Origin of the sequence: Frigoribacterium sp. RIT-PI-h (assembly GCF_001297205.1) — a bacterium.
In the GTDB taxonomy this organism is placed as follows: Bacteria; Actinomycetota; Actinomycetes; order Actinomycetales; family Microbacteriaceae; genus Frigoribacterium.
In genome coordinates, this window is record NZ_LHOZ01000035.1 from 1 (window position 1) to 19,154 (window position 19,154).

Here is a 19,154-nt window from a genome sequence, read left to right on the forward strand (position 1 = left end):
GGGCCGGTGCCGCCATCGCGGCGATCGTGCGGGTCTCGGCGACGCCGCGGGCGGTCCTCCCGGCCCGGTCGGCGAGCACCGCGGGATAGGCGACCGGGTCGGGGGCCGACGACCCGGCCCGGTCGGTGACGTCGCGCACCACGGTCTCGGCCCGGCCCGCGAGGTCGTGCAGCGCCCCCCGGGCGACGGGCGGCACGACGGCGGAGGTGTCGATGAGTTCACGGGCCCGTCGTGCTGCGCGGGCGAACGGAGAGAGCCGACCATGAGCACCACCGACCCCGACGACTTCGTCACCCGCGCCGCACGACGGGCCCGTGAACTCATCGACACCTCCGACGTCGTGCCGCCCGTCGCCCGGGGTGCGCTGCACGACCTCGCGGGCCGGGCCGAGACCGTGGTGCGCGACGTCACCGACCGGGCCGGGTCGTCGGCCCACGACCTGGTCGACCGCGCCGAGGTGATCGCCGACCGGGCCGAGAAGACCGTGCGCGACGTCGCCGAGACCGTCACGATCGCCGCGATGGAGGCCACGGACCAGGCCCACCAGCGCTACCGCCGCCGGGCCCGCGTCACGAACGCCGTCGGCGCCACCGTCATCACGGGGCTGGTCGTCGCGCTCGTCGCGAGCAGGCGTCGGCAGTAGCGCTGCCGACCTGCTGACGCGCCGACCTGCCCCCCCGCCCCCCCGCCGCGAAGTACACATCCCGCCACGGAAAAACATGGCGGGATGTGTGCTTCGTGGCGGCGTGGAGGCGGTCCGAGGGTGAGGAGGCGCGGCGCGGCCGGTCAGTCGCGCGCCGGCGGGTCGGGCAGCACGAGCTCGCGGTCGCCGAGTGGCGCCGACAGGGGCACGTGCACGATGCGGAGTTCGTCCGCGTCGGGCTTCGTCAGCGGGTTCGACGTACCGCAGCGCAACGGCGCACCCTGGAACCGGATGGTCGAGACGCCCGTCACCGCCACCGAGACCTCGTCGGCACCCTCTTCGACGAAGACCGTCCCGGGCTGACAGCTGCCCTGCCGCACGGCGACGACGATGTCACCGTCGGCCAGGTCTCCGCCCAGTTCACCGAGGTCGTCACGCCCGACGACCTTCGCCTGCCACACCGGCAGCCCCTGCTGCTCACCTGTGGATCGCGACATCACGCCGGCCACGCTCGTGGTCTGCTCGACATCGGGGTCGAGGTCGATCTGCAGGTCGCTGTAGGACGAGAAGACGCCGATGTCCCAGGCGTCCTGCAACGACTCGCGCGCCTCCGCTTGTCGCTGCGCGGTGAAGCCCCAGAACCCGAAGCCGATCGAGAGCACGATCAGGATCACGCCCGAGACCCGCGTGTACCTGACCAGGAGGTCGCTCGGCTCGGCCCGGTCGCCGTCACGCACCTGCCAGCGCGAGCCGAACAACATGGCCCGGGGCGGCGCGACCAGGCACCAGACTCCGGCCGACACCCCGACGACGGATATCCATAACATGACCGAACCCTATCCAGTCGGTTCGGACGCCGCGCCAGCCAGCCAGCCAGCCGCCGCCCCCCCGCCTGCCCGCCCGGCCGCCCGCCGGCCAGCCCGCCGACCAACCCGCCACGAAGTGAACATGCCGCCACGGGAAAAGGTGGCGGGATGTTCACTTCGGGGCGGCGTGGCGGCGGGGCGGCGTGGCGGCGTGGTGGCGTGGCGGTGCGCGGGGGGACGGAAGGGGGAGGGGCCGGGCGGGGCGGCCCGGCGTCTGGGGCGCGCCGGCACCGACGTCGGCACGAGCGTCGCCGCGACGACCGGCGCGCCGTCGCTGCGCTCGCGCTCGCGGGCCAACCCCTCGACGACCTCGACGATGCGGGCCGGCTCGGGCGTCGCGGCGAGCAGCTGCTCGAGGTCGTGCAGCGCCTCGAGCTCGACCGGGAACAGGTCGAGCACGCCGTCGCTGACGCAGACGAACACGTCGCCCTCGTCGAGCTGCGAGCGGTGCCGATGCCAGGCGGTGCCCACACCGATCGGCAGGTCGGCCGAGTTGAGACGGTCGACGCCGCCCGCCGCGCGTCGGATGAACGCCAGCCCGTGCCCCGCATCGGCCCAGAGGACGCCGCCGTCGGCGTCGATGCGGGCGTGGAACGACGTCGTGAACTGCGTCTCGGTGTCGTACGCGCTCGTCGTCAACCCCACGGAGGCGCGGTGGAAGGCCTCGGCCGGGTCGCCGTCGTCGACGCTGCTGCGGATCACCGAGCGCACCGCGGCCGCGATCATGCCCGCGCCGACGCCCTTGCCCATCACGTCGCCGACGGTCACGGCGATGCCGGCCGAGGTCGGGTACCAGTCGAAGAAGTCACCGCCGACCTCGCGGGCCGGCACGCACGCCCCGAACACCGCGAAGGCGTCGGGCAGGGTCGAGGCGTCCGGAGGCAGCAGCGACTGCTGCACCACGGCCGCCCGGTTCAGTTCGCGCTCGACGGCGTGCTGCTGGGCCCGCGCCCGTTCGAGTCGCGCCTTCGCCTGACGGGCCAGCTCGTTGACCGCCGCGGCGACCGTCGCGTAGACGATGAGGGCGAACGCCAGGCGGATCAGTTCGCTGGGGCCACGGCCCTCGGACGTGAACAGGTACGGCAGCAGCAAGGTGACACTCGTGCCGACCAGGGGCAGCACGACGTTGCGGCGGCCGGGCCAGGACGCGACCCAGATGACCGCCAGAAGCACGATCGGCAGGAAGACCGATCGCTGGTCGCCCGTGCCGCAGCGCAACAGGCCCACGGCCACGAAGTCGGCGGCGGGGGCGAGCACCACCCACCGGCGCAGCCCGGCGTGCCGGGCCATCCGGGCGGCGAAGGCCAGCGCGGCGCCGGCCCCGCGACACCGAGCCACATCGTGACGGCGTCGGTGACGATCAGCCAGGGCAGGGTCGCCCGGAGCGCCGCGGCCAGCACGATGAGCAGGGCGCTGAACGACTGCCGGAACAGCGGCACCTTCTCGAGGGGGACGCGCCGCAGGGCCGTGTTGAGTGCTCGCCCGACCGCCTCGGCACCCTCCGTCACGCGTCCCATGCCGATCCCCTCGCCCCTGGATCGTCCGTCGACCACAGGTGTCGTCTTGCCTCGTCGTCCCCCCGACGCTACAGGGTGCGGCCGACGGAACCGAGGACCCGAGGAGGCGCGGGGTGGGCACGACGGGCACCGCGCCTCCTGGGGGCGAGGCGTCGTCCCCAGGCGACGCCCGGGTCGTTGTGTGGTGGGGGCGGGCGATGGTTGGGTGGTGGCATGAGCGCCGTCGACGTCCTCAGCCGCCTCTCCGAGATTCATGTGCTGCCCGTGGTCGTGATCGACGACCCGGGGCAGGCCGTCCCGCTCGCCCGCGCCCTCGTCGCGGGGGGCGTGCCGTGCGCCGGGGCGACCCTCCGCACCCCGGGCGCGATCGAGGCGCTCCGGGCCATGGCGGGGGTGCCCGCCTTCGTCGTCGGGTGCGGCACGGCACTGTCGGCCGAGCAGGTCGACGCGTCCGTCGAGGCCGGGGCGACGTTCGTCGTCAGCCCCGGGCTCGACGAGTCGGTCGCCGACCGGTGCCGCGCGCTCGGGGTGCCGCACGTCCCGGGCGTGGCCACGGCCACCGAGGTGATGCGGGCACGCGCGGCGGGGTTCACGGTGCAGAAGTTCTTCCCCGCGGCCCAGCTCGGTGGCGCTGCGGCGATCTCGGCGCTCGCCGGACCGTTCCCCGACCTCCGGTTCGTGCCGAGCGGAGGGGCGGGCCTCGCCGAGGCCGCGTCCTATCGCGGGGACGCCGTGCACTCGATCAGCACGAGCTGGATCCCCCCGCGCGACTCCGTCGCCGCCGGCCGCTTCGACCTGGTCACCGACCGTGCCCGGGCGTTCCGCGACGAGGTGACGGCGTGAGCGGGTTCCAGGGCCAGGGCCAGGGTCACGGCCGCGCCCGGGGCTCGTTCGAGCGCGTCGTCACCGTGGGCGAAGGCCTCGCCGTCTTCCGGTCGGGACCCGACGAGCCGCTCTGGCCGGCCGCGCCGGTGGCCGTCGGCACGGGCGGCGCCGAGGCCAACGTCGCCATGACCCTCGCCCACCCGGGCGTCCCGGTCGTCCGGGCCGGCCGGGCGGCCGCCGACCCGCCCGCCCGCCGCATCGTCCGCGAGTTGCGGGCCGGGGGGGTGACGGTCCGCACCGTCGTCGACCCGGACCGCCCCACCGGCCTGCTCGTCAAGGACGTCCGCACCGACGGCCGCACCGCCGTCTCGTACCACCGCGCCGGCAGCGCGGGTAGCGCCCTCACCGCCGCGGACGTCGACGCGCTCGACCTCGACCTCGCCCCCGGCACCCTCGTGCACGTCACCGGCATCACCGGCTGCCTCTCGGACTCGGCCGCCGAGTCCGTCCGGCATCTCGTCACGCGGGCCCGCGAGGCCGGCGCCCTCGTCTCGTTCGACGTCAACCACCGGCCGCGCCTGTGGGGTGATCGGCCCGCCGCCGAGGCGCACCGCGAGCTCGCCGAGGCGGCCGACCTCGTCGTCGCGAGCGTCGACGAGGTGCCGCTCCTCGTCGGGTCCGCGGTCGGGGTCGACACCCGGGCGCCCGGCCTCGAGCCGGCCGAGCTCGCCGCCGACGCGTGGGTCGGGGCGGGCCACCGGCCCGGCGTCGTCGCGGCGGGGGCGGCCGGCGCGTGCGCAGGCGACGGCGGTGACCGGGCCCCGGTCGTCGCACACGAGATCGACGGGGTCGACACCGTCGGCGCCGGGGACGCGTTCGTCGGGGGCTACCTCGCGGGGTGGGCCCGCGGCGAGGTGCTGACCGGGCGCCTGCGGCTCGCGAGTCTGTCGGGGGCCGCGGCCTGTCGGCACGCGGGCGACTGGGAGGGCGCCGTCGACCCTGACGGGCTCGGCGAGGGCCCGGGGTCGGGCGGCGACCCCGTCATCCGGTGACGGAGCGTCGAGATGTCACGAGTGGCCGCTCACCTCCCGAGATGAGCGGCACGTCGTGACGTCTCGCCGAACTCACTCGGTCGGGTCGGGCAGCTGCACGTCCGGGGCCTTCGGTTCTGACGCGACCCGCGCCTCCTGGGCGTCCGCGGCCTCCGGTGCCGAAGGGACCCGCGCCTCCTGCGCTTCCGCGGCCTCCGGAGCCGACGCACCCCGTGCCTCCTGGGCGTACGCGCCGAAGCGCAGCACGTCGGCGCCGTACGACGCGAACAGCCGGGCCAGGTCGTCGACCCGGGCCCGGGACAGCTTCTTCGTCGGACGCGAGGTCAGTTCGCGCACGACGCCGGCGAGCTGGGACCGGTGAGACACGATCGCCGTGGCCGCGCCTCCGTCGGGGGCGTCGCGCTCGGTCGCGAAGACCGTCGCGTCGCGGTGCGAGTAGAACACGCAGGTGTCGAACCAGAGCCGGACGCCGGTCTCGGCCTGCACCCGGTCGGACAACCGCTGCGCCTGCCGCCGCACCTGCGAGGCAGGGGCCTCCCGCCCGAGGTGGGTCCGCACGGTGAGCACGGTCGGGGAGTCCTTCACGACCTGCAGCGCGAACGGCGGCGTCATCGTGCTCTCGTCGAACAGGCCCGCGAACGCCGGGAACACGCTGCTCGGGGTCAGGCCGTCGAAGACGATGCCGTTCCAGCCCTTGTTCTCGATCACCATCACGCCGGTCTCGCCGAGCAGGACGTGGTCGACCTGCGCGACGAACCGCGAGGAGGCGCTGGTCGCCACGGGCACGAAGACCACGTTGGTCAGCAGCACGGCGTCCACGCCCAGCTGACGGCAGGCGTCGGCGATGTCGTCGCGCGAGGTGGCCTCCCACTTGAGGCCGGCGGCGACGAGGTCGCGGGCCTGCTTCGCCTCGGTGAGGGCGGCCTGGCGCTCGGCACCCAGGGTGTCGCGCTCGCGGGCGTGGTCGGCGGCGGCCTGGGCGAGGGCGTCGTCGTGGGCCGCGGCGAGGGCCTCGTGCTGCTCGCGGGCGGCACGGGCCTGCTCGGCGGCGGCGGCCGTCGCGGTGGCCAGGGCACGCTTGGCCCGGGCGCGCAGCACGACGGCGACGACGATCAGGGCGACGAGCAGGACGGCGGCGATGATCCACGGGACGAGGCTCTGGTCGAACGGCATGCCCCCAAGCAGAACACGGGGTTCCGGTGGGGCGCGGGTGCCTCGCCGGGCGAGGCCGGGCCGGGTCAGCCGGGCAGCACTGCGAGCAGGAGGCCTCCGGCCGCCGCCACCGCGACGACGGCCCACGGCGGAGTCCGCCACGCGACCAGCAGCACGAAGCAGACGAGGGCGAGGCAGAACGGCCCCGCACCGGTGATCGCCGTCGTGACGACCGGGTCGTAGAGCGCGGCGGCGAGCAGGCCGACGACCGCGGCGTTCGCTCCGCGCATCAGCGCTCGGACCGACGCGCGGTCGCCGAGGGCGTTCCAGAACGGCAGCACCCCGACCAGCAGCAGGAGCCCCGGCGCGAAGATCGCGACGGTCGCGAGCGCAGCCCCGAGCGCGCCTCCTGGTCCGATGTCGGCCACGGCGCCGAGGTAGGTCGCGAAGGTGAAGAGCGGGCCCGGGACGGCCTGGGCGGCGGCATAACCGGTCAAGAAGGTGTCGTCATCGACCAGGCCCGGCTCGACCAGGGCGGCGTGCAACAGGGGCAGGACGACGTGGCCACCGCCGAAGACCAGTGCTCCGGCGCGGTAGAAGACGTCGACGAGCGCGACCGTGCCGGAACCGGTCGCGGCAGCCAGGACGGGGAGGCCGACCAGCAGGGTGGCGAACACCGCGAGGCAGGCGACGCCGGCGGACCGCGTCACGGGGAACCGGAGGGGCTCGGCGTGGTCGGGCGGGGAGGCCGACGCCGTTCCGACCGTCGGCTCGGTCGTCCGACAGAAGACGAACCCGGCCAGCACCCCCAGCGCGATCGCCGACAGCTGTCCGGCCGGTCCGGTCAGAGTCAGCGCGAGCACGGCGGCGGCGACCGCGATGCTCGAGCGCGTCCGATCCGGGGCGAGGGTCCGGCACATGCCCATGACGGCATGTGCCACGATCGCGACCGCACCGATCTTCAGCCCGGTGACGATCGCCGAACCCACCGGGCCGTCTACCAGCCCGACGCCGGTGGCGACGGCGAACATGACGAGCGCCGACGGCAGGGTGAAGGCGACGAAGGCGACGAGTGCCCCCAGTGGCCCCGCCCGCAGCAGGCCGAGCCCGAACCCGACCTGGCTCGACGCCGGACCCGGCAGGAACTGTGCGAGTGCGACCAGGTCGCCGTACGCTCCGTCGCCCAACCAGCGCCGACGCGTCACGACCTCGGCCCGGAAGTACCCGAGGTGTGCGATCGGACCTCCGAAAGACGTCACCCCGAGCACCGAGAACGCGGACAGCACCTCGCGGACGCGGCTCGGACTGCGGGCCGGGCCACGGGCAGGTCGGCCGCCGGGGTCGGGTGCGCACTCGGTCACGAGGTCATCGTGGCAGGTGACCGCCCGCGCCGCCGCGAGATGTCACGACGTGCCGCTCGACGACGAAGGTGAGCGGCGGGTTGCGTCACCTCGGTGCCACCAGGAGGCGTGGGTCGTCACCCCGGGAGGCCGCGGCCCCGCCACGTGCCCAGCTCGGCGACCTCGCGCCAGCCGAGGCTCTGGTAGAGGCGGCGACCGGCGACGCTAGCGAAGAGCAGACCCGTCGTCGCTCCTCGGGCGGCGGCCCCGTGCTCGAGACCGGCCATGACCCGGCGACCCAGCCCGCGCCTCCGGAAGTCGGGTTCGGTCGAGATGCGGGCGAAGACGACGTGCTCGCCGACCACCGCCGCCTGACCACGGGCGGCGACGACGCCGTCGCCCCCGACCCGCATGTGCACGACCTGGTCGTCGTCGTCGACGATCACCTCCAGGGGCAGCGGCGTCGCCGACACGGGGGCCGTCATCATGCGCTCGGCGTGCGTCACGGCGTCGAGCCGGGCCAGGGTCCGGCGGGCGACGTCGTCGAGGGGGCCGACCACCGAGAGCCAGACGTCGGTCGTGGTCGTCTCGTCGACGAGGCGGGTGAGTTCGGCCGGCGTCGGCTGCGCCACGATGCGTTCGAACGACCGGGTCGCGGCCGCCACCTCGACCCGCCAGGCGTCTCCGTCGCGGCGACGCGCGGCACCGCGCGAGAGCGCCCAGCCCTCGACCCACCGGTCGACGAGCGGGATGAGGTCGTCGGGCGTCTCGATCACCCCTCGAGCGTAGGCCGGGTCGGCCGTCACTATGGGCAGCGAGAGGGCGGCGGCCACGTGGCGAGTGACGGGGGTGGTGGGTAGCGTCGTGACGACGAACCACCCACGCACCACCAGAGGAGCACCTCATGACCTCGACCGGCACCGACCAGCCGCGCCCCCTCCCCGACGACGCCCGGCCCCCCGCCGTGGGCGCACCGCTCGGCGAGTTGTACCGGCACCTCCACCGACACCCCGAGTTGTCGTTCCACGAGGACGCGACGGCCGCCATCGTCGCGGCCGAGCTCACCGCCCTCGGCTTCGACCTGCACACCGGCGTCGGGGGCACGGGTGTCGTCGGCGTCCTGCGCCGCGGGGACGGCCCGACCGTGCTGCTGCGGGCCGACATGGACGGACTGCCCGTCGCCGAGGCCACCGGCCTGGACTACGCCAGCACGGCCCGAGGCACCGACCCCGACGGGCGCGACGTGCCGGTGATGCACGCCTGCGGTCACGACGTGCACGTGACCTGCCTCGTCGGTGCCGCCCGCCGACTGGCGACCGGCGACACCTGGTCGGGCACCCTCGAGGTGCTCTTCCAGCCCGCCGAAGAGCTCGGTGCCGGCGCCCGCGCGCTCGTGGCCGACGGGCTGTTCGACCGCATCCCCCCTCCCGACGTCGTCCTCGGGCAGCACGTCGCGCCGTTCCCGGCCGGTTTCGTCGCCCTGCAGTCCGGCCCCGCCTTCGCCGCGCAGGACGGCATCCGCATCACCTTCCACGGTCGCGGTGGGCACGGGTCGCGCCCCGACACGACGGTGGACCCGATCGTCATGGCCGCGGCCGCGGTGCTGAGAGTGCAGACGATCGTCTCGCGCGAGACCGCTGCCGCTGACCGGCTCGTCATCACGGTCGGCTCGATCCACGCGGGCACCAAGAACAACGTGATCCCCGACACCGCCGAGATCCTGATCAGCATGCGGTCGTTCGACGAGCACGTCCGTGAACGGGCGCTCGCCGCCGTCACGCGCATAGCCGAGGGCGAGGCCGCGGCGGCCGGCGCACCGCAGCCGCCCACGGTCGAGCACTACGAGAGCTTCCCGGCCGTCGTGAACGATCCGTCCGCGGCGGACCGCACCCGCGCCTCCTTGGTGCGTCGTTTCGGCGAGCAGCAGGTCATCTCTCCCGGGCCGGTGACGGGCAGCGAGGACATCGGCATCCTCGCCACCGCGGCCGGTGCCCCGTGCAGCTTCTGGCTGCTCGGGGGTGCCGACCCCGCGTCGTTCGCCGAGGCCGCCTCGCCCGCGGATCTCGCCCGCATCGTCGGACGGCTGCCCTCGAACCACTCGCCGCTCTACGCGCCGGTCGTCGAGCCGACCCTGACGAACGGCATGGACGCACTCGTCGCGGCGGCCCACGAGTGGCTGCTCGACCCCGGGGCACCAGGGGCCAGGGTCCACGGACAGGAGGATGCTAGCTTCCTCTGAACAGACCAGTTGGTTCGCACGGGGGTGTGGTGGGCATGACGACGATCGAGTTCGACTACGGGGTGGCTGACGCGTTGATCGCTGCCGCGGATGGGGCGTCGAGCGGTCTCAGGACGCAGGCGATGGCGAACCGGGTGCAGGTCGAGTCGGCGGTGCTCGACTTCGCGGGTGCCTACGCGACCCTGTTCACCGAGGGCAGCACGGTGCGGTCGGAGGACATGCAGACGCTCGCGGGGGTGCTGTCGGACTTGAGCGGTGCGGTGGGGGAGGCCAAGAGCGATGCCGAGAAGGAGCGGCAACGCCTGCTCGACGTCGACAGCTGGACCGCCCGGGAGGCGGCGCGCGAGCAGCAGCGGGCCGCGGGAGGCTTCTGGGACGATTCGTCGGCGTTCGTCGCCGGGCTGACGGATCCCCGGCCGAGCGACGTCCCGGTGAAGCCGAAGCCCCTCTCGGCGTCGTTCACCGCACGGACGCGTACCCGCACCAGCCGCGGCGGATCGGGCGGCACGTCGTCGGCCGACCCGGACGCTCTGAGGACGTTCGTCGGTGCCAGCCGGGCGGCCGACCTCAGCACGGCCCAGCACGTCATCCAGGTGAAGAACGCCTGGGCGGGTTTCACGTCGTCGTGCTCGTGGGTGCCGATCGAGTCGTCGACGGCGATCACGGGCCTCGATGCGCTGATGACCGAGAACGCGGCCGATGCGACCTGGATCGAAGGCATCGCGGCGGCGTTCGAGACGGCGGGGAGCGGGACGCTCGCGGACGTCCGGCTCGACGGCGTGGCGGTCACCGCGGCGTCGCCGGAGTTGACCAAGCTGCTGCAGCCCGGCCTCACCCCAGCGGAGGTCGCAGAGGCCTACGCCGAACTGCCGCAATCGGACACCTACATCCTCGGCCTGCCGCTCGCGACGAAGTATCTCTTCGCGAACCTCGACGGCATCCCGGCGGCAAAACGCGACGTCGCGTCACGCGCTCTCCTCCACGCCGCGGTCTTGTACCCGGAGAAGGTGTATCAGCTGATGGGGTTGGGCGGCGATCGGAACCGGGGACTCGACGGATTCAAGGCGGATGTGGCCGCTCTGACGGAGGCGGTGGGCCAGGCGGAAGATCGCGCAAGATATCTGCCCGGTGGCGAAGGCAATCAGAAGGCTCAGCTCGTCGGCTTCGGCATGCACGATGGTGCTGTGGTCGCCGCCATCTCACTCGGGAACCTCGATACGGCCTCGAGCGTCACCGTCAACGTGCCGGGGATGAACTCGAACGTGGGCGAGATGAACACTGCCATCAAGGCGGCGGATGAGCTGGTACGAGCCGCAGCCGAAGAAGACGCGGACGGTTCTCATGCCGTGGTCTCGTGGATGGGCTACAACTCGCCGAACCCGGTCGAGGTGGTATCGCCCGCACGCGCGAACTCCGGGGCCGCCGAGCTCGCATCGTTCCTGGACGGTGTGCACGACGCTCGGGCCGACCACCCCGCAGACTCCGTCACCGTGATGGCGCACTCGTACGGTTCGACGACGTCGTCGGAGGCGCTGCTGCTGACCCAGCATCGCGTGGACTCGTTCATCTCGTACGGCTCCGTCGGGCTGACGAACGAGGCGACGGTCGACGACCTCCACGCCGACGAGGTCTACGCGACTCTCGCCGCCGGCGACGGCCTCGCGCCCCTCGGTCTGTTCCTCGGCTCGGATACCCGGACGAATCCCCTGGATGTCGACGGGGTGCACGTATTCTCGGCCGAGGACGGACAGGGCACCGAGGCCGTGACCATGCACGACATGTATGCAGATGCCGACCCTGACGACAAGGGCTACCTCTCGGCGGGCTCTACATCCCTCAAGACCATCTCGCAGATCGTGGCCAACGGAAGACCGGACTGATGAACGAAGTCATGAACCATCGCCTGCACCACGTCGCTGCTCTCGTGGCGACGATCCTGGTGCTCGTGACGACAGGGTGCGCGTCGAGCGCGGAGAACGGAGACGACGTGGCGGGGCAGGATTCACAGGACGTGGCGGGGATGACGCAGGCCCAGGTGGCCGAGTTGTCGTTGGAGGACGAGTTCGGTTCGGCGTCCGAGCGGTACGTGGAGATGCAGGGCGTGCTCGAGGAGGCGCAGCTGCAGATCTCGGGCGGGCCGTGGATCTGGATCGGCGGGGACGTACTCCCCGTGCCGGGTGGGGCGAATGCGTTCGGCGAGGCGCCCGAGGGCGCCACCGAGGAGAACAGCTACTACTTCCGGGCCAGCCGCAACGTCGAGCTCGAGGGGGCGACGGGCGCTCGAGCCGATCTCGACCCGATGATCGAGTACTTCGACGAGAAGGGTTGGGAGTCGGTCAGCAGCGAGATCGGGCGGAACCACGAGGTGAGGGCCGACACCGGTGACGGCTGGTGGGTCACCTACACGGTGAGGCCCAACGGGCAGTACACGGTGAACGTGTACAGCGAGGTCTTCTGGACGAACGACTCGGGCGCGTTGGTCTCTGCGATCGCTGATCGTGACCCGGCGGACTTCCCTGAGGAGTCGGTGCCGGGCGAGTATGCGCCGTTCCCGTCGTGGAGCGACCCGGTTCAGCCGTAGGCGCCCTGCTGATCCATCGCCGACCGGACCGCACCGAGCCCGCAGTCGCGTCTCATCTCGGCACGTCGTGACATCTCGTCGACGGGCTCCGGGCGGCCTCAGGGTGTCGCGCCGTCGATCATCGGGAGCACCTGTGCCGGGCCCCGCACACCTCGAGGCCTGACGCCCTGACGCTCCCGTCGAGTGGTCCCGGATCGTCCTCCACCCCGCCGGGAAGGACGATCTCGGACCACTCGACCGAGCAGTCGGGACGAGGAGGCGCGGTGACCGTGATCGACGGACGGCCCGGACGCGCAGAAACGGGCGGGTCCGGGGGAGGCGGGCGTCCGCCGACGCCCGGGCCCCCGGACCCGCCCGTTCCTGCGGGGGAGGTCGACAGACCTAGCGAGCCGAAGCGGTCTCGCCGACGCGCGTGCCGTCGGCGTCCGTCGCCGCATCGCCCGAGCCGTCGCCGTCGGCACCACCGTCGCGGCCGCCGGTCCGGCGGGCACGGGCCCGGACGAACAGGCTCGACGCGTACACCAGCACGAGCGACGCGAGGATCGCGACGATCACGGCTATCTGACCGCCGGCCAGGCTGATCTGCCCGAACAGGATGCCGACCACGCCGTAGTCCGAGTCGGAGAAGGTCGAGTTCGACAGTCCGATGTCGCCGAGCACCGGCAACAGGAACAGCGGCAGGAAGGTGATCGCGAGACCGTTGGCGAAGGCACCGAGCACGGCACCGCGGCGACCGCCCGCGGCGTTGCCGATGACGCCCGAGGCGGCTCCGGTCATGAAGTGCGCGACGACGCCCGGGATCACGATGGCGGTGCCGGCGAAGATCATCCCCGACATGCCGACGATGCCGCCGACGAAGCTCGCGAGGAACCCGATCAGCACGGCGTTCGGGGCGAACGTGAACGTGATGGGCACGTCGAGCGCGGGGATCGCGTTCTTGACGAGGCGCTCGCTGATGCCCTTGAACGCGGGCACGATCTCGCCGAGCACGACGCGCACGCCGGCGAGGATCACGAAGACGCCCGCCGAGAAGGTGGCGGCCTGCATCACGACGTAGACGATGTAGTTCTGGCCGTCGCTGAGCTCGGTCTCGACGAACGAGGCCCCGGCGAACAGCGCGACGATCACGTAGATCACGGCCATCGACAGCGCCACGATCACCGTGGTGTCGCGGAGGAATCCGAGGCCCTTCGGGAACGTGATGTCCTCGGTCGACTTCGACGGCGTCCCCTTGCCCCGGGTCAGGGTGGCGACCAGGCCGCTCAGGGCGACGCCGGCGCCGCCGGTGTGCCCGAGGGCGACGTCGTTCGAGCCGGTGACCTTGCGCATGAACGGCTGCACGATGGCGGGCGACAGTGTCGTGACGAGACCCTGCAGCAGCGCACCCCAGAGCACGACGCCCCAGACCGGGAACCCGGCGACGCCGAGGATCACGGCGATCATCGCGGCCATGTAGAAGGCGACGTGACCCGAGAGGTAGATGTACTTGAAGTGCGTCGTCGCGGCCAGCAGCACGTTGACGATGAACCCGAAGAAGAAGATCAGCGCGGCGGCCGAGCCGTAGTCGAGCAGCACCTGGCCGACGATGGCCTCGTTGTTCGGCACGACGCCCTGGACGTTGAACGCCTCCTGGAACATGGCGCCGAACGGGTCGAGCGAGGCGACGACCACGCCGGCACCGGCGGCCAGCACCAGGAACCCGACGAGGGTGCGCACGGTGCCCTTGAGCACGTCGCTGAACGCCTTGCGCTGCAGCAGCAGGCCGACGAGCGAGATCAGCGCGACGATGATCGCGGGCTGGCGGAAGACGTCCAGCAGGACGGAGAGCACGCCCTCCATCAGTTGGCCTCGGCGTCGGGCACGGTCACGCCCTTGCGGATCGCGGTCTCGCGCACCTTGGTGCGCAGCTCGGCCAGGTCGATGATGCTGTCGAGCACCACGACGTCGCCGAGGCCGCCGACCGAGTCGGCGAGGTCGGCGCCGACGAAGATCACGTCGGCGGCACCCGGGCCGACCGAGCCGAGGTCGGCGTGGTCGACGTCGACCCCGGTGATGCCCTGCTCTTTGAGGACCTTCTCGATGTTCATGTGGACCATGAAGCTCGAACCGAGGCCCGAGCTGCAGACGGCGAGGAATTTCATGCGTTCTGTCCGATCTTGGTGAGGACCGCCAGGGTGTCGGCGGGGGTGGAGGAGGCGAGCAGCTCGGCGCGGAGCGTCTCGTCGGAGAGCAGGGTGGCGAGGGCCATCATCGTGTCGAGGTGGCTCTGCGGGTCGGTCGCGGCGAGGCAGAAGAAGAGGTCGATCGGGTGCGCGGGCTCGTCGTTCAGCAGCACCGTCTCGCCGACGCGCAGGCTCGACAGCCCGGTGCGCTCGACGCCGTTCTCGGGCCGGCTGTGCGCGAGGGCGATGCCGAAGCCGAGGTCGATGTAGGTGCCGCCCGCGGCGATCGAGTCGGTCATCGCCGCGACGTAGTGGCTGCTGATGGCGCCGCTGTCGAGCAGGGGCTGCGCGACGCGTTCGACGGCGTCGCGCCAGCCGTCGACGCGGTCGGCGAAGAGGATGGTCTCGGGGGTGAGGAGGTCGGTCAGCACTGTCGTTCCTGGTGGGGGTCGGTGACGTCGGCGTCGGGACGGGCGTCGGTTGCGGTGGTGGGGCGGGGTTCAGGAGGCGCGGCTCGGCGGACGAGGAGCGCCCGGTCGGTCAGCCGTGCAGGCCGAAGAAGATCTCGCTGTTCTGCGGGGTGAAGTGGCTGGTCCCGTAGGCGACGGCCCGCTCGTCCCCGTCGAACACGGTCGAGGCGATCTTCAGCAGGGTCGTCCCGAGGGGGACGTCGAGCTCGTCGGCGTGCAGGGTGCTCGCGCCGTCGAGCGAGACGAGCAGGTCCTGCCGGGCGAGCGTGACGCCGTGTTCGCGGTCGAGGTGCCCGTAGAGCGAGCCGTCGGTGAAGTCGACGGTCGCCGTCTCGGGGAACAGCGCGAACGGCAGCCAGGTCACGACGAGGGGGTGGAGCGAGCCGTTGACGAAGCGCAGGCGGGTGAGCTCGACGACCTCGTCGGCCGAGTTGATGTCGAGGTGGCTCGCCACGGTCTCACCGGCCCGGACGACCTCCTGGCCGAGCACGCGCGTGCTGACCGCGAAGCCCTCGCCCGTCTGCTGCGCGTGGAAGCCCTTGACCTCGTCGGCGAAACGCTCCCGGTAGTGCAGGCGGTACTGCGGCTCGGTGACGAAGGTGCCCCGGCCGTGCTCGCGCACCAGGTGGCCGTCGGCGATCAGGCCGTCGACCGCGTGCCGCAGCGTGATGCGGCTGACACCGTACTCGTCGCAGAGCACGGGCTCGGCGGGCAGCTGCGAGCCGGGCTCGAGCTTCTGGATGCGGGACAGCAGGTGCTCGCGCACGGCCACGTACTTGCTCGTGCCGCTCGTGGTGCTCATCTGGTGCCTCCGCGCCGTTGCTGAAGTGGGTGGTGCTGAAGTGGGTGGTGCCCGACCGGAGTCGAGAGGTCGTCGAGTCGTCAGGTCGTCAAGTCGTCATGATGACTTCGACGAGAGTACGTCGCAGGCGTCAGGCATGCAACTCGACAGTCGTCTTGATTCATCATGACGTCCTGATGACTCACGCTACGGTCGTCGGAGACCAGCCCGCCCCACCCCGAACCGGAGCCCCCACACGTGACCCACGACCTCGACCACGCCGCCGTCACCACCGCCCGCCTGCTCGCCCTCGACGCCGTCGAGCGTGCCGGGTCCGGCCACCCGGGGACGGCGGCCGCGCTGGCCCCCGTCGCGCACCTCCTCTTCCAGAAGCACCTGCGGCACGACCCGCAGGCACCCGACTGGGCCGGCCGCGACCGGTTCGTGCTGAGCTGCGGGCACGCGAGCGTCCTGCTCTACACGCAGCTCTTCCTCACCGGCTACGACGTGTCGCTCGACGACCTCCGGTCGTTCCGGTCGTTCGGATCGCGCACCCCCGGCCACCCCGAGCTCGGCCACACCCCCGGCGTCGAGACCACGACCGGACCGCTCGGGCAGGGCCTCGCCACGGCCGTCGGCATGGCGATGGCGATGCTGCACGAGCGTGCCGTCAACGACCCCGACGCCGCCCCCGGAGAGTCCGTCTTCGACCGCCGGGTCTTCGTGCTCGCGTCCGACGGCGACCTGCAGGAGGGCCTCTCGTACGAGGCCGGCGCGCTCGCCGGGCGGCACCGCCTCGGCAACCTCACGGTCATCTACGACGACAACGACATCCAGATCGAGGGCGACACGAGCCTCACCTCGAGCGAGAACGTCGGTGCCCGGTTCGCCGCCCAGGGCTGGCGCGTCGACCACGTCGGACTCGCCTCGGACGGCGACGTCGACGTCGAGGCCCTCGACGAGGTGCTCTCGACCACCGACCGCCGCGGCGACCGCCCCCACCTCGTCGTGCTCAAGTCGCAGATCGCCTGGCCCGCCCCGAACGCCCGCAACACCTCGGCCTCGCACGGCGCCCCGCTCGGAGCCGCCGAGGTCGCCGCCACCCGGGTCGAGCTCGGCGTCGACTCCGAGCCCTTCACCGTCGACGACGCCGTGCTCGCCCACACCCGGTCCGTGCTCGAGCGCGGCCGCGCCGCCCGGGAGGCCTGGCAGGTCGCCGCCGACGCCTGGGAAGCCGCCCACCCCGCGGCCGCCGCCGACCTGCGGCGCTCGCGGTCACGCACCCTGCCCGCGGACCTCGGGTCGCGCCTCCCCGTCTTCTCGCCCGGTGACACCCTCGCCACCCGCGACGCGTCGGGCAAGGTCATCCAGGCGCTCGCCGAGGCGCTGCCCGAGCTGTGGGGCGGCCCGGCCGACCTCGCCGAGCCCAACCGCACGGCGATCGCAGGAGGCGCGTCGTACCTCCCCGAGGAAGCTCCCGGCACCGGCCGCGCCGGTCGCAACGTCCACTGGGGCGTGCGCGAGGGCGCGATGGCCTCGGCCATGAACGGCATCGCGCTGATCGAGGGGTCGCGGTTCTTCGCCGGGACGTTCCTCGTGTTCAGCGACTACCAGCGCCCGGCGATCCGGCTGGCGGCGCTCATGCAACTGCCCGTCACCTACCTCTGGTCGCACGACTCGGTCGCCCTCGGCGCCGACGGGCCGACCCACCAGCCGATCGAACACCTGGCGAGCCTGCGCGCGATGCCCGGGTTCTCGGTGGTGCGCCCGGCCGACGGTGCCGAGACCGCCGCGGCGTGGCTGGCGATCCTCGAGAAGGACGGCCCGGCCGGTCTCGTGCTGGCCCGCCAGCCGCTGCCGGTCGCGGCGACCCCGGCCGACGTGGTGCTCGCGGGCGTGCGCCGCGGGGCCTACGTCGTGCAGGACGGCGCTGACGGCGGCACGCCCGACGTGGTCGTCGTCGCCACGGGCAGCGAGGTCGCCCTCGTGCTCGAGTCCGTCGCACAGATCGACGACCTCGCCGTGCGCGTCGTGTCGATGCCCTGCCGCGAGTGGTTCGACGCCGAGTCCGCCGAGTACCGCGAGCAGGTGCTGCCCCGCGCGGCGTCGGCCCGGGTCGTGGTCGAGGCCGCCGCGAGCTTCGGGTGGGGGGGCGTCGCCGGCCCCGACGGCGTCATCGTCGGCATCGACGAGTTCGGCCTGTCGGCCCCCGCGGCCGACGCGTTGCGCGAGCGCGGCATGACGACCGACCGCGTCGTCGCCGCCGTGCGCACCGCTGCCGCCCGGGCCGGTGCTGGCCGGGGCGCGACCTCCGTCGCTTCCTGACCCGCGCCTCCTCGTCCCGTCCCGCGAGTGGGCAGAAGGTGCTGCTCGGCTCGCGCGGAGGAGCATCTTCCGCCCACCCGGCGGCACGGCAGGGCAGGGCAGGGCAGGGCCGAGTGCCGAACGGAGCCCTGGCCCCGCTACGGCTGGCTGGGCGAGGTGACCGTGACGGCTCCGCTGGCGATCTGGTCGCGCAGGGCGTCGAGCTCGGACGACAGCTCGGGGCTGACCGACGACGCCAGGTCGTGGAACGGTGCGAGACCGACGCCACCGTTGTCGAGCGTGCCGACGTAGGGCTCGTCGGTGAACGAGTCGTCGGTCGACGAGACCGCGATCTGCTGGACGGCCTTCTCGGTGTCCTTGATGACGCTGGTCAGCACGATCGGCCGGTACTCGGCGGGCAGCGTGTCGTAGCCGTCGTTGTCGACCCAGATCACGTCGACGCCGCCCGTGGCGAGTGCGGCCGACGCCGCTCCCTCGCCGACCTGCCCGGCGACCGGCATGATCACGTCGGCACCCTGGTCGATCAACGCCTGGGCGAGCTGCTTGCCCTTGTTGACGTCCTCGAAGTCGCCGGTGAACGAGCCGTCCTGCGCCTCCTTCGACCAGCCGAGCAGCTGCACGCTCGCGCCGTGCGCGGTGTTGTAGGCGTCGACGCCGTCCGCGAAGCCGTCCATGAACAGGGTGACCGGGGGCTGATTGCCGCCGCCGAAGGTCGCGACCTTGCCGGTCTTGCTGACGCCCGCCGCGAGGTAGCCCGCGAGGTACGAGGCCTGCGCCGTGTCGAACAGGATCGGCTTCACGTTCGGGGCCTCGACGGTCTCGTCGACGATGGCGAAGTCGATGTCGGGGTTGGCCTTCGCCTGCTCCTCGGTGGCGGGGGCGAGCTCGTAGCCGACCGTCAGCACGAAACCGCAGCCCGAGTCGACGGCCTGCGCGACGTTCGGAGCCAGGTCGTTCTCGGTCGTCGAGACGAGCACGCGGGCCTGGATGCCGTCCTCCTTCTCGGCCTTCTGCAGGCCGGCCCAGCTCGACTGGTTGAACGAGCGGTCGTCGAGCCCGCCGGAGTTCGTCACCATGCGGGCGCAGTCCTCGCCAGCCGCGGACGTGGTGCCGCCTCCCTCGGCGGGAGCGCTGGCGCAGCCGGCCAGCAGAGCGAGACCGGCGAGGCCGCCGGCGACCCCGAGGAGGCGCGGGTGACGGA

18 protein-coding genes are annotated in these 19,154 nt (G+C 72.8%); 7 read left to right on the forward strand and 11 right to left on the reverse strand.

Features of this window, described 5'->3' with window-relative positions:
• Positions 1-196 (reverse strand): hypothetical protein (locus tag AEQ27_RS17635; RefSeq protein ID WP_054145243.1); only part of this gene is annotated, 196 nt, incomplete at its 3' end.
• Between the two features lie 66 nt (positions 197-262).
• Between AEQ27_RS17635 and AEQ27_RS02425 the strand changes: the two genes are divergently transcribed.
• Positions 263-643 carry a hypothetical protein gene (locus tag AEQ27_RS02425; RefSeq protein ID WP_054145244.1) on the forward strand — a complete coding sequence of 127 codons (381 nt, stop codon included), beginning with the start codon at positions 263-265 and terminating at the stop codon, positions 641-643.
• 143 nt (positions 644-786) lie between these two features.
• Here the strand turns inward: AEQ27_RS02425 and AEQ27_RS02430 are convergent, their stop codons facing one another.
• Together AEQ27_RS02430 and AEQ27_RS02435 are read right to left on the reverse strand one after the other, a co-directional pair.
• Positions 787-1,470, reverse strand: a complete 684-nt coding sequence (locus AEQ27_RS02430) for a hypothetical protein (protein ID WP_152970097.1) — start codon at positions 1,468-1,470, stop codon at positions 787-789.
• Positions 1,471-1,479: 9 nt separating this feature from the next.
• Positions 1,480-2,847 carry a PP2C family protein-serine/threonine phosphatase gene (locus tag AEQ27_RS02435; protein ID WP_054145246.1) on the reverse strand — a complete coding sequence of 456 codons (1,368 nt, stop codon included), beginning with the start codon at positions 2,845-2,847 and terminating at the stop codon, positions 1,480-1,482.
• A 392-nt stretch (positions 2,848-3,239) separates the two neighbouring features.
• Between AEQ27_RS02435 and AEQ27_RS02440 the strand changes: the two genes are divergently transcribed.
• Together AEQ27_RS02440 and AEQ27_RS02445 are read left to right on the forward strand one after the other, a co-directional pair.
• Positions 3,240-3,869 (forward strand): bifunctional 4-hydroxy-2-oxoglutarate aldolase/2-dehydro-3-deoxy-phosphogluconate aldolase, encoded by a 630-nt coding sequence (locus AEQ27_RS02440; RefSeq protein ID WP_054145247.1) that lies wholly within the window; start codon positions 3,240-3,242, stop codon positions 3,867-3,869.
• Positions 3,866-4,903 (forward strand): sugar kinase, encoded by a 1,038-nt coding sequence (locus tag AEQ27_RS02445; RefSeq protein WP_054145248.1) that lies wholly within the window; start codon positions 3,866-3,868, stop codon positions 4,901-4,903. Before AEQ27_RS02440 ends, AEQ27_RS02445 begins: the two co-directional genes overlap by 4 nt.
• A gap of 72 nt (positions 4,904-4,975) precedes the next feature.
• Here AEQ27_RS02445 and AEQ27_RS02450 read toward each other — a convergent pair whose 3' ends face one another.
• From AEQ27_RS02450 to AEQ27_RS02460, 3 genes are all read right to left on the reverse strand, one after another.
• The gene (locus tag AEQ27_RS02450) at positions 4,976-6,076 is read right to left on the reverse strand and encodes a nuclease-related domain-containing protein (protein WP_054145249.1); all 1,101 of its coding nucleotides are present in this window, start codon (positions 6,074-6,076) and stop codon (positions 4,976-4,978) included.
• A 65-nt stretch (positions 6,077-6,141) separates the two neighbouring features.
• Positions 6,142-7,341: a chromate efflux transporter gene (gene chrA, locus AEQ27_RS02455; protein ID WP_054145256.1), complete on the reverse strand. Its 1,200-nt coding sequence runs from the start codon at positions 7,339-7,341 to the stop codon at positions 6,142-6,144.
• A gap of 191 nt (positions 7,342-7,532) precedes the next feature.
• Positions 7,533-8,171 (reverse strand): GNAT family N-acetyltransferase, encoded by a 639-nt coding sequence (locus tag AEQ27_RS02460; RefSeq protein WP_152970098.1) that lies wholly within the window; start codon positions 8,169-8,171, stop codon positions 7,533-7,535.
• A 128-nt stretch (positions 8,172-8,299) separates the two neighbouring features.
• Between AEQ27_RS02460 and AEQ27_RS02465 the strand changes: the two genes are divergently transcribed.
• Genes AEQ27_RS02465 through AEQ27_RS02475 form a run of 3 tightly spaced genes read left to right on the forward strand, consistent with a single transcriptional unit; the run spans position 8,300 to position 12,215 of the window.
• Positions 8,300-9,634 carry an amidohydrolase gene (locus AEQ27_RS02465; protein ID WP_082383175.1) on the forward strand — a complete coding sequence of 445 codons (1,335 nt, stop codon included), beginning with the start codon at positions 8,300-8,302 and terminating at the stop codon, positions 9,632-9,634.
• Positions 9,635-9,669: 35 nt separating this feature from the next.
• Positions 9,670-11,514 (forward strand): alpha/beta hydrolase, encoded by a 1,845-nt coding sequence (locus tag AEQ27_RS02470; RefSeq protein ID WP_054145251.1) that lies wholly within the window; start codon positions 9,670-9,672, stop codon positions 11,512-11,514.
• A gap of 11 nt (positions 11,515-11,525) precedes the next feature.
• Complete coding sequence (locus AEQ27_RS02475; RefSeq protein WP_152970099.1) at positions 11,526-12,215, forward strand: hypothetical protein; 690 nt, start codon at positions 11,526-11,528, stop codon at positions 12,213-12,215.
• A 381-nt stretch (positions 12,216-12,596) separates the two neighbouring features.
• Here the strand turns inward: AEQ27_RS02475 and AEQ27_RS02480 are convergent, their stop codons facing one another.
• The 4 genes from AEQ27_RS02480 to AEQ27_RS02495 all read right to left on the reverse strand — a co-directional run bounded on the left by AEQ27_RS02480 (position 12,597) and on the right by AEQ27_RS02495 (position 15,649).
• The gene (locus AEQ27_RS02480) at positions 12,597-14,045 is read right to left on the reverse strand and encodes a PTS ascorbate transporter subunit IIC (protein ID WP_369813578.1); all 1,449 of its coding nucleotides are present in this window, start codon (positions 14,043-14,045) and stop codon (positions 12,597-12,599) included.
• An 8-nt stretch (positions 14,046-14,053) separates the two neighbouring features.
• Entirely contained in the window at positions 14,054-14,356 is a 303-nt protein-coding gene (locus AEQ27_RS02485; protein WP_054145253.1) for a PTS sugar transporter subunit IIB, read from the reverse strand.
• Positions 14,353-14,808 (reverse strand): PTS sugar transporter subunit IIA, encoded by a 456-nt coding sequence (locus tag AEQ27_RS02490; protein ID WP_152970100.1) that lies wholly within the window; start codon positions 14,806-14,808, stop codon positions 14,353-14,355. Before AEQ27_RS02490 ends, AEQ27_RS02485 begins: the two co-directional genes overlap by 4 nt.
• A 109-nt stretch (positions 14,809-14,917) precedes the next feature.
• A complete protein-coding gene (locus AEQ27_RS02495) occupies positions 14,918-15,649 on the reverse strand; it encodes a GntR family transcriptional regulator (protein WP_054145254.1) in 732 nt (243 codons plus the stop codon).
• Positions 15,650-15,886: 237 nt separating this feature from the next.
• On the opposite strand from AEQ27_RS02495, the gene AEQ27_RS02500 reads away from it, so the two are divergent.
• Positions 15,887-17,953 (forward strand): transketolase, encoded by a 2,067-nt coding sequence (locus AEQ27_RS02500; protein WP_054145255.1) that lies wholly within the window; start codon positions 15,887-15,889, stop codon positions 17,951-17,953.
• A gap of 137 nt (positions 17,954-18,090) precedes the next feature.
• On the opposite strand, the gene AEQ27_RS02505 is transcribed toward AEQ27_RS02500, so the two are convergent.
• Complete coding sequence (locus AEQ27_RS02505; RefSeq protein WP_082383177.1) at positions 18,091-19,104, reverse strand: BMP family protein; 1,014 nt, start codon at positions 19,102-19,104, stop codon at positions 18,091-18,093.
• Between the last annotated feature and the right edge of the window lie 50 nt (positions 19,105-19,154).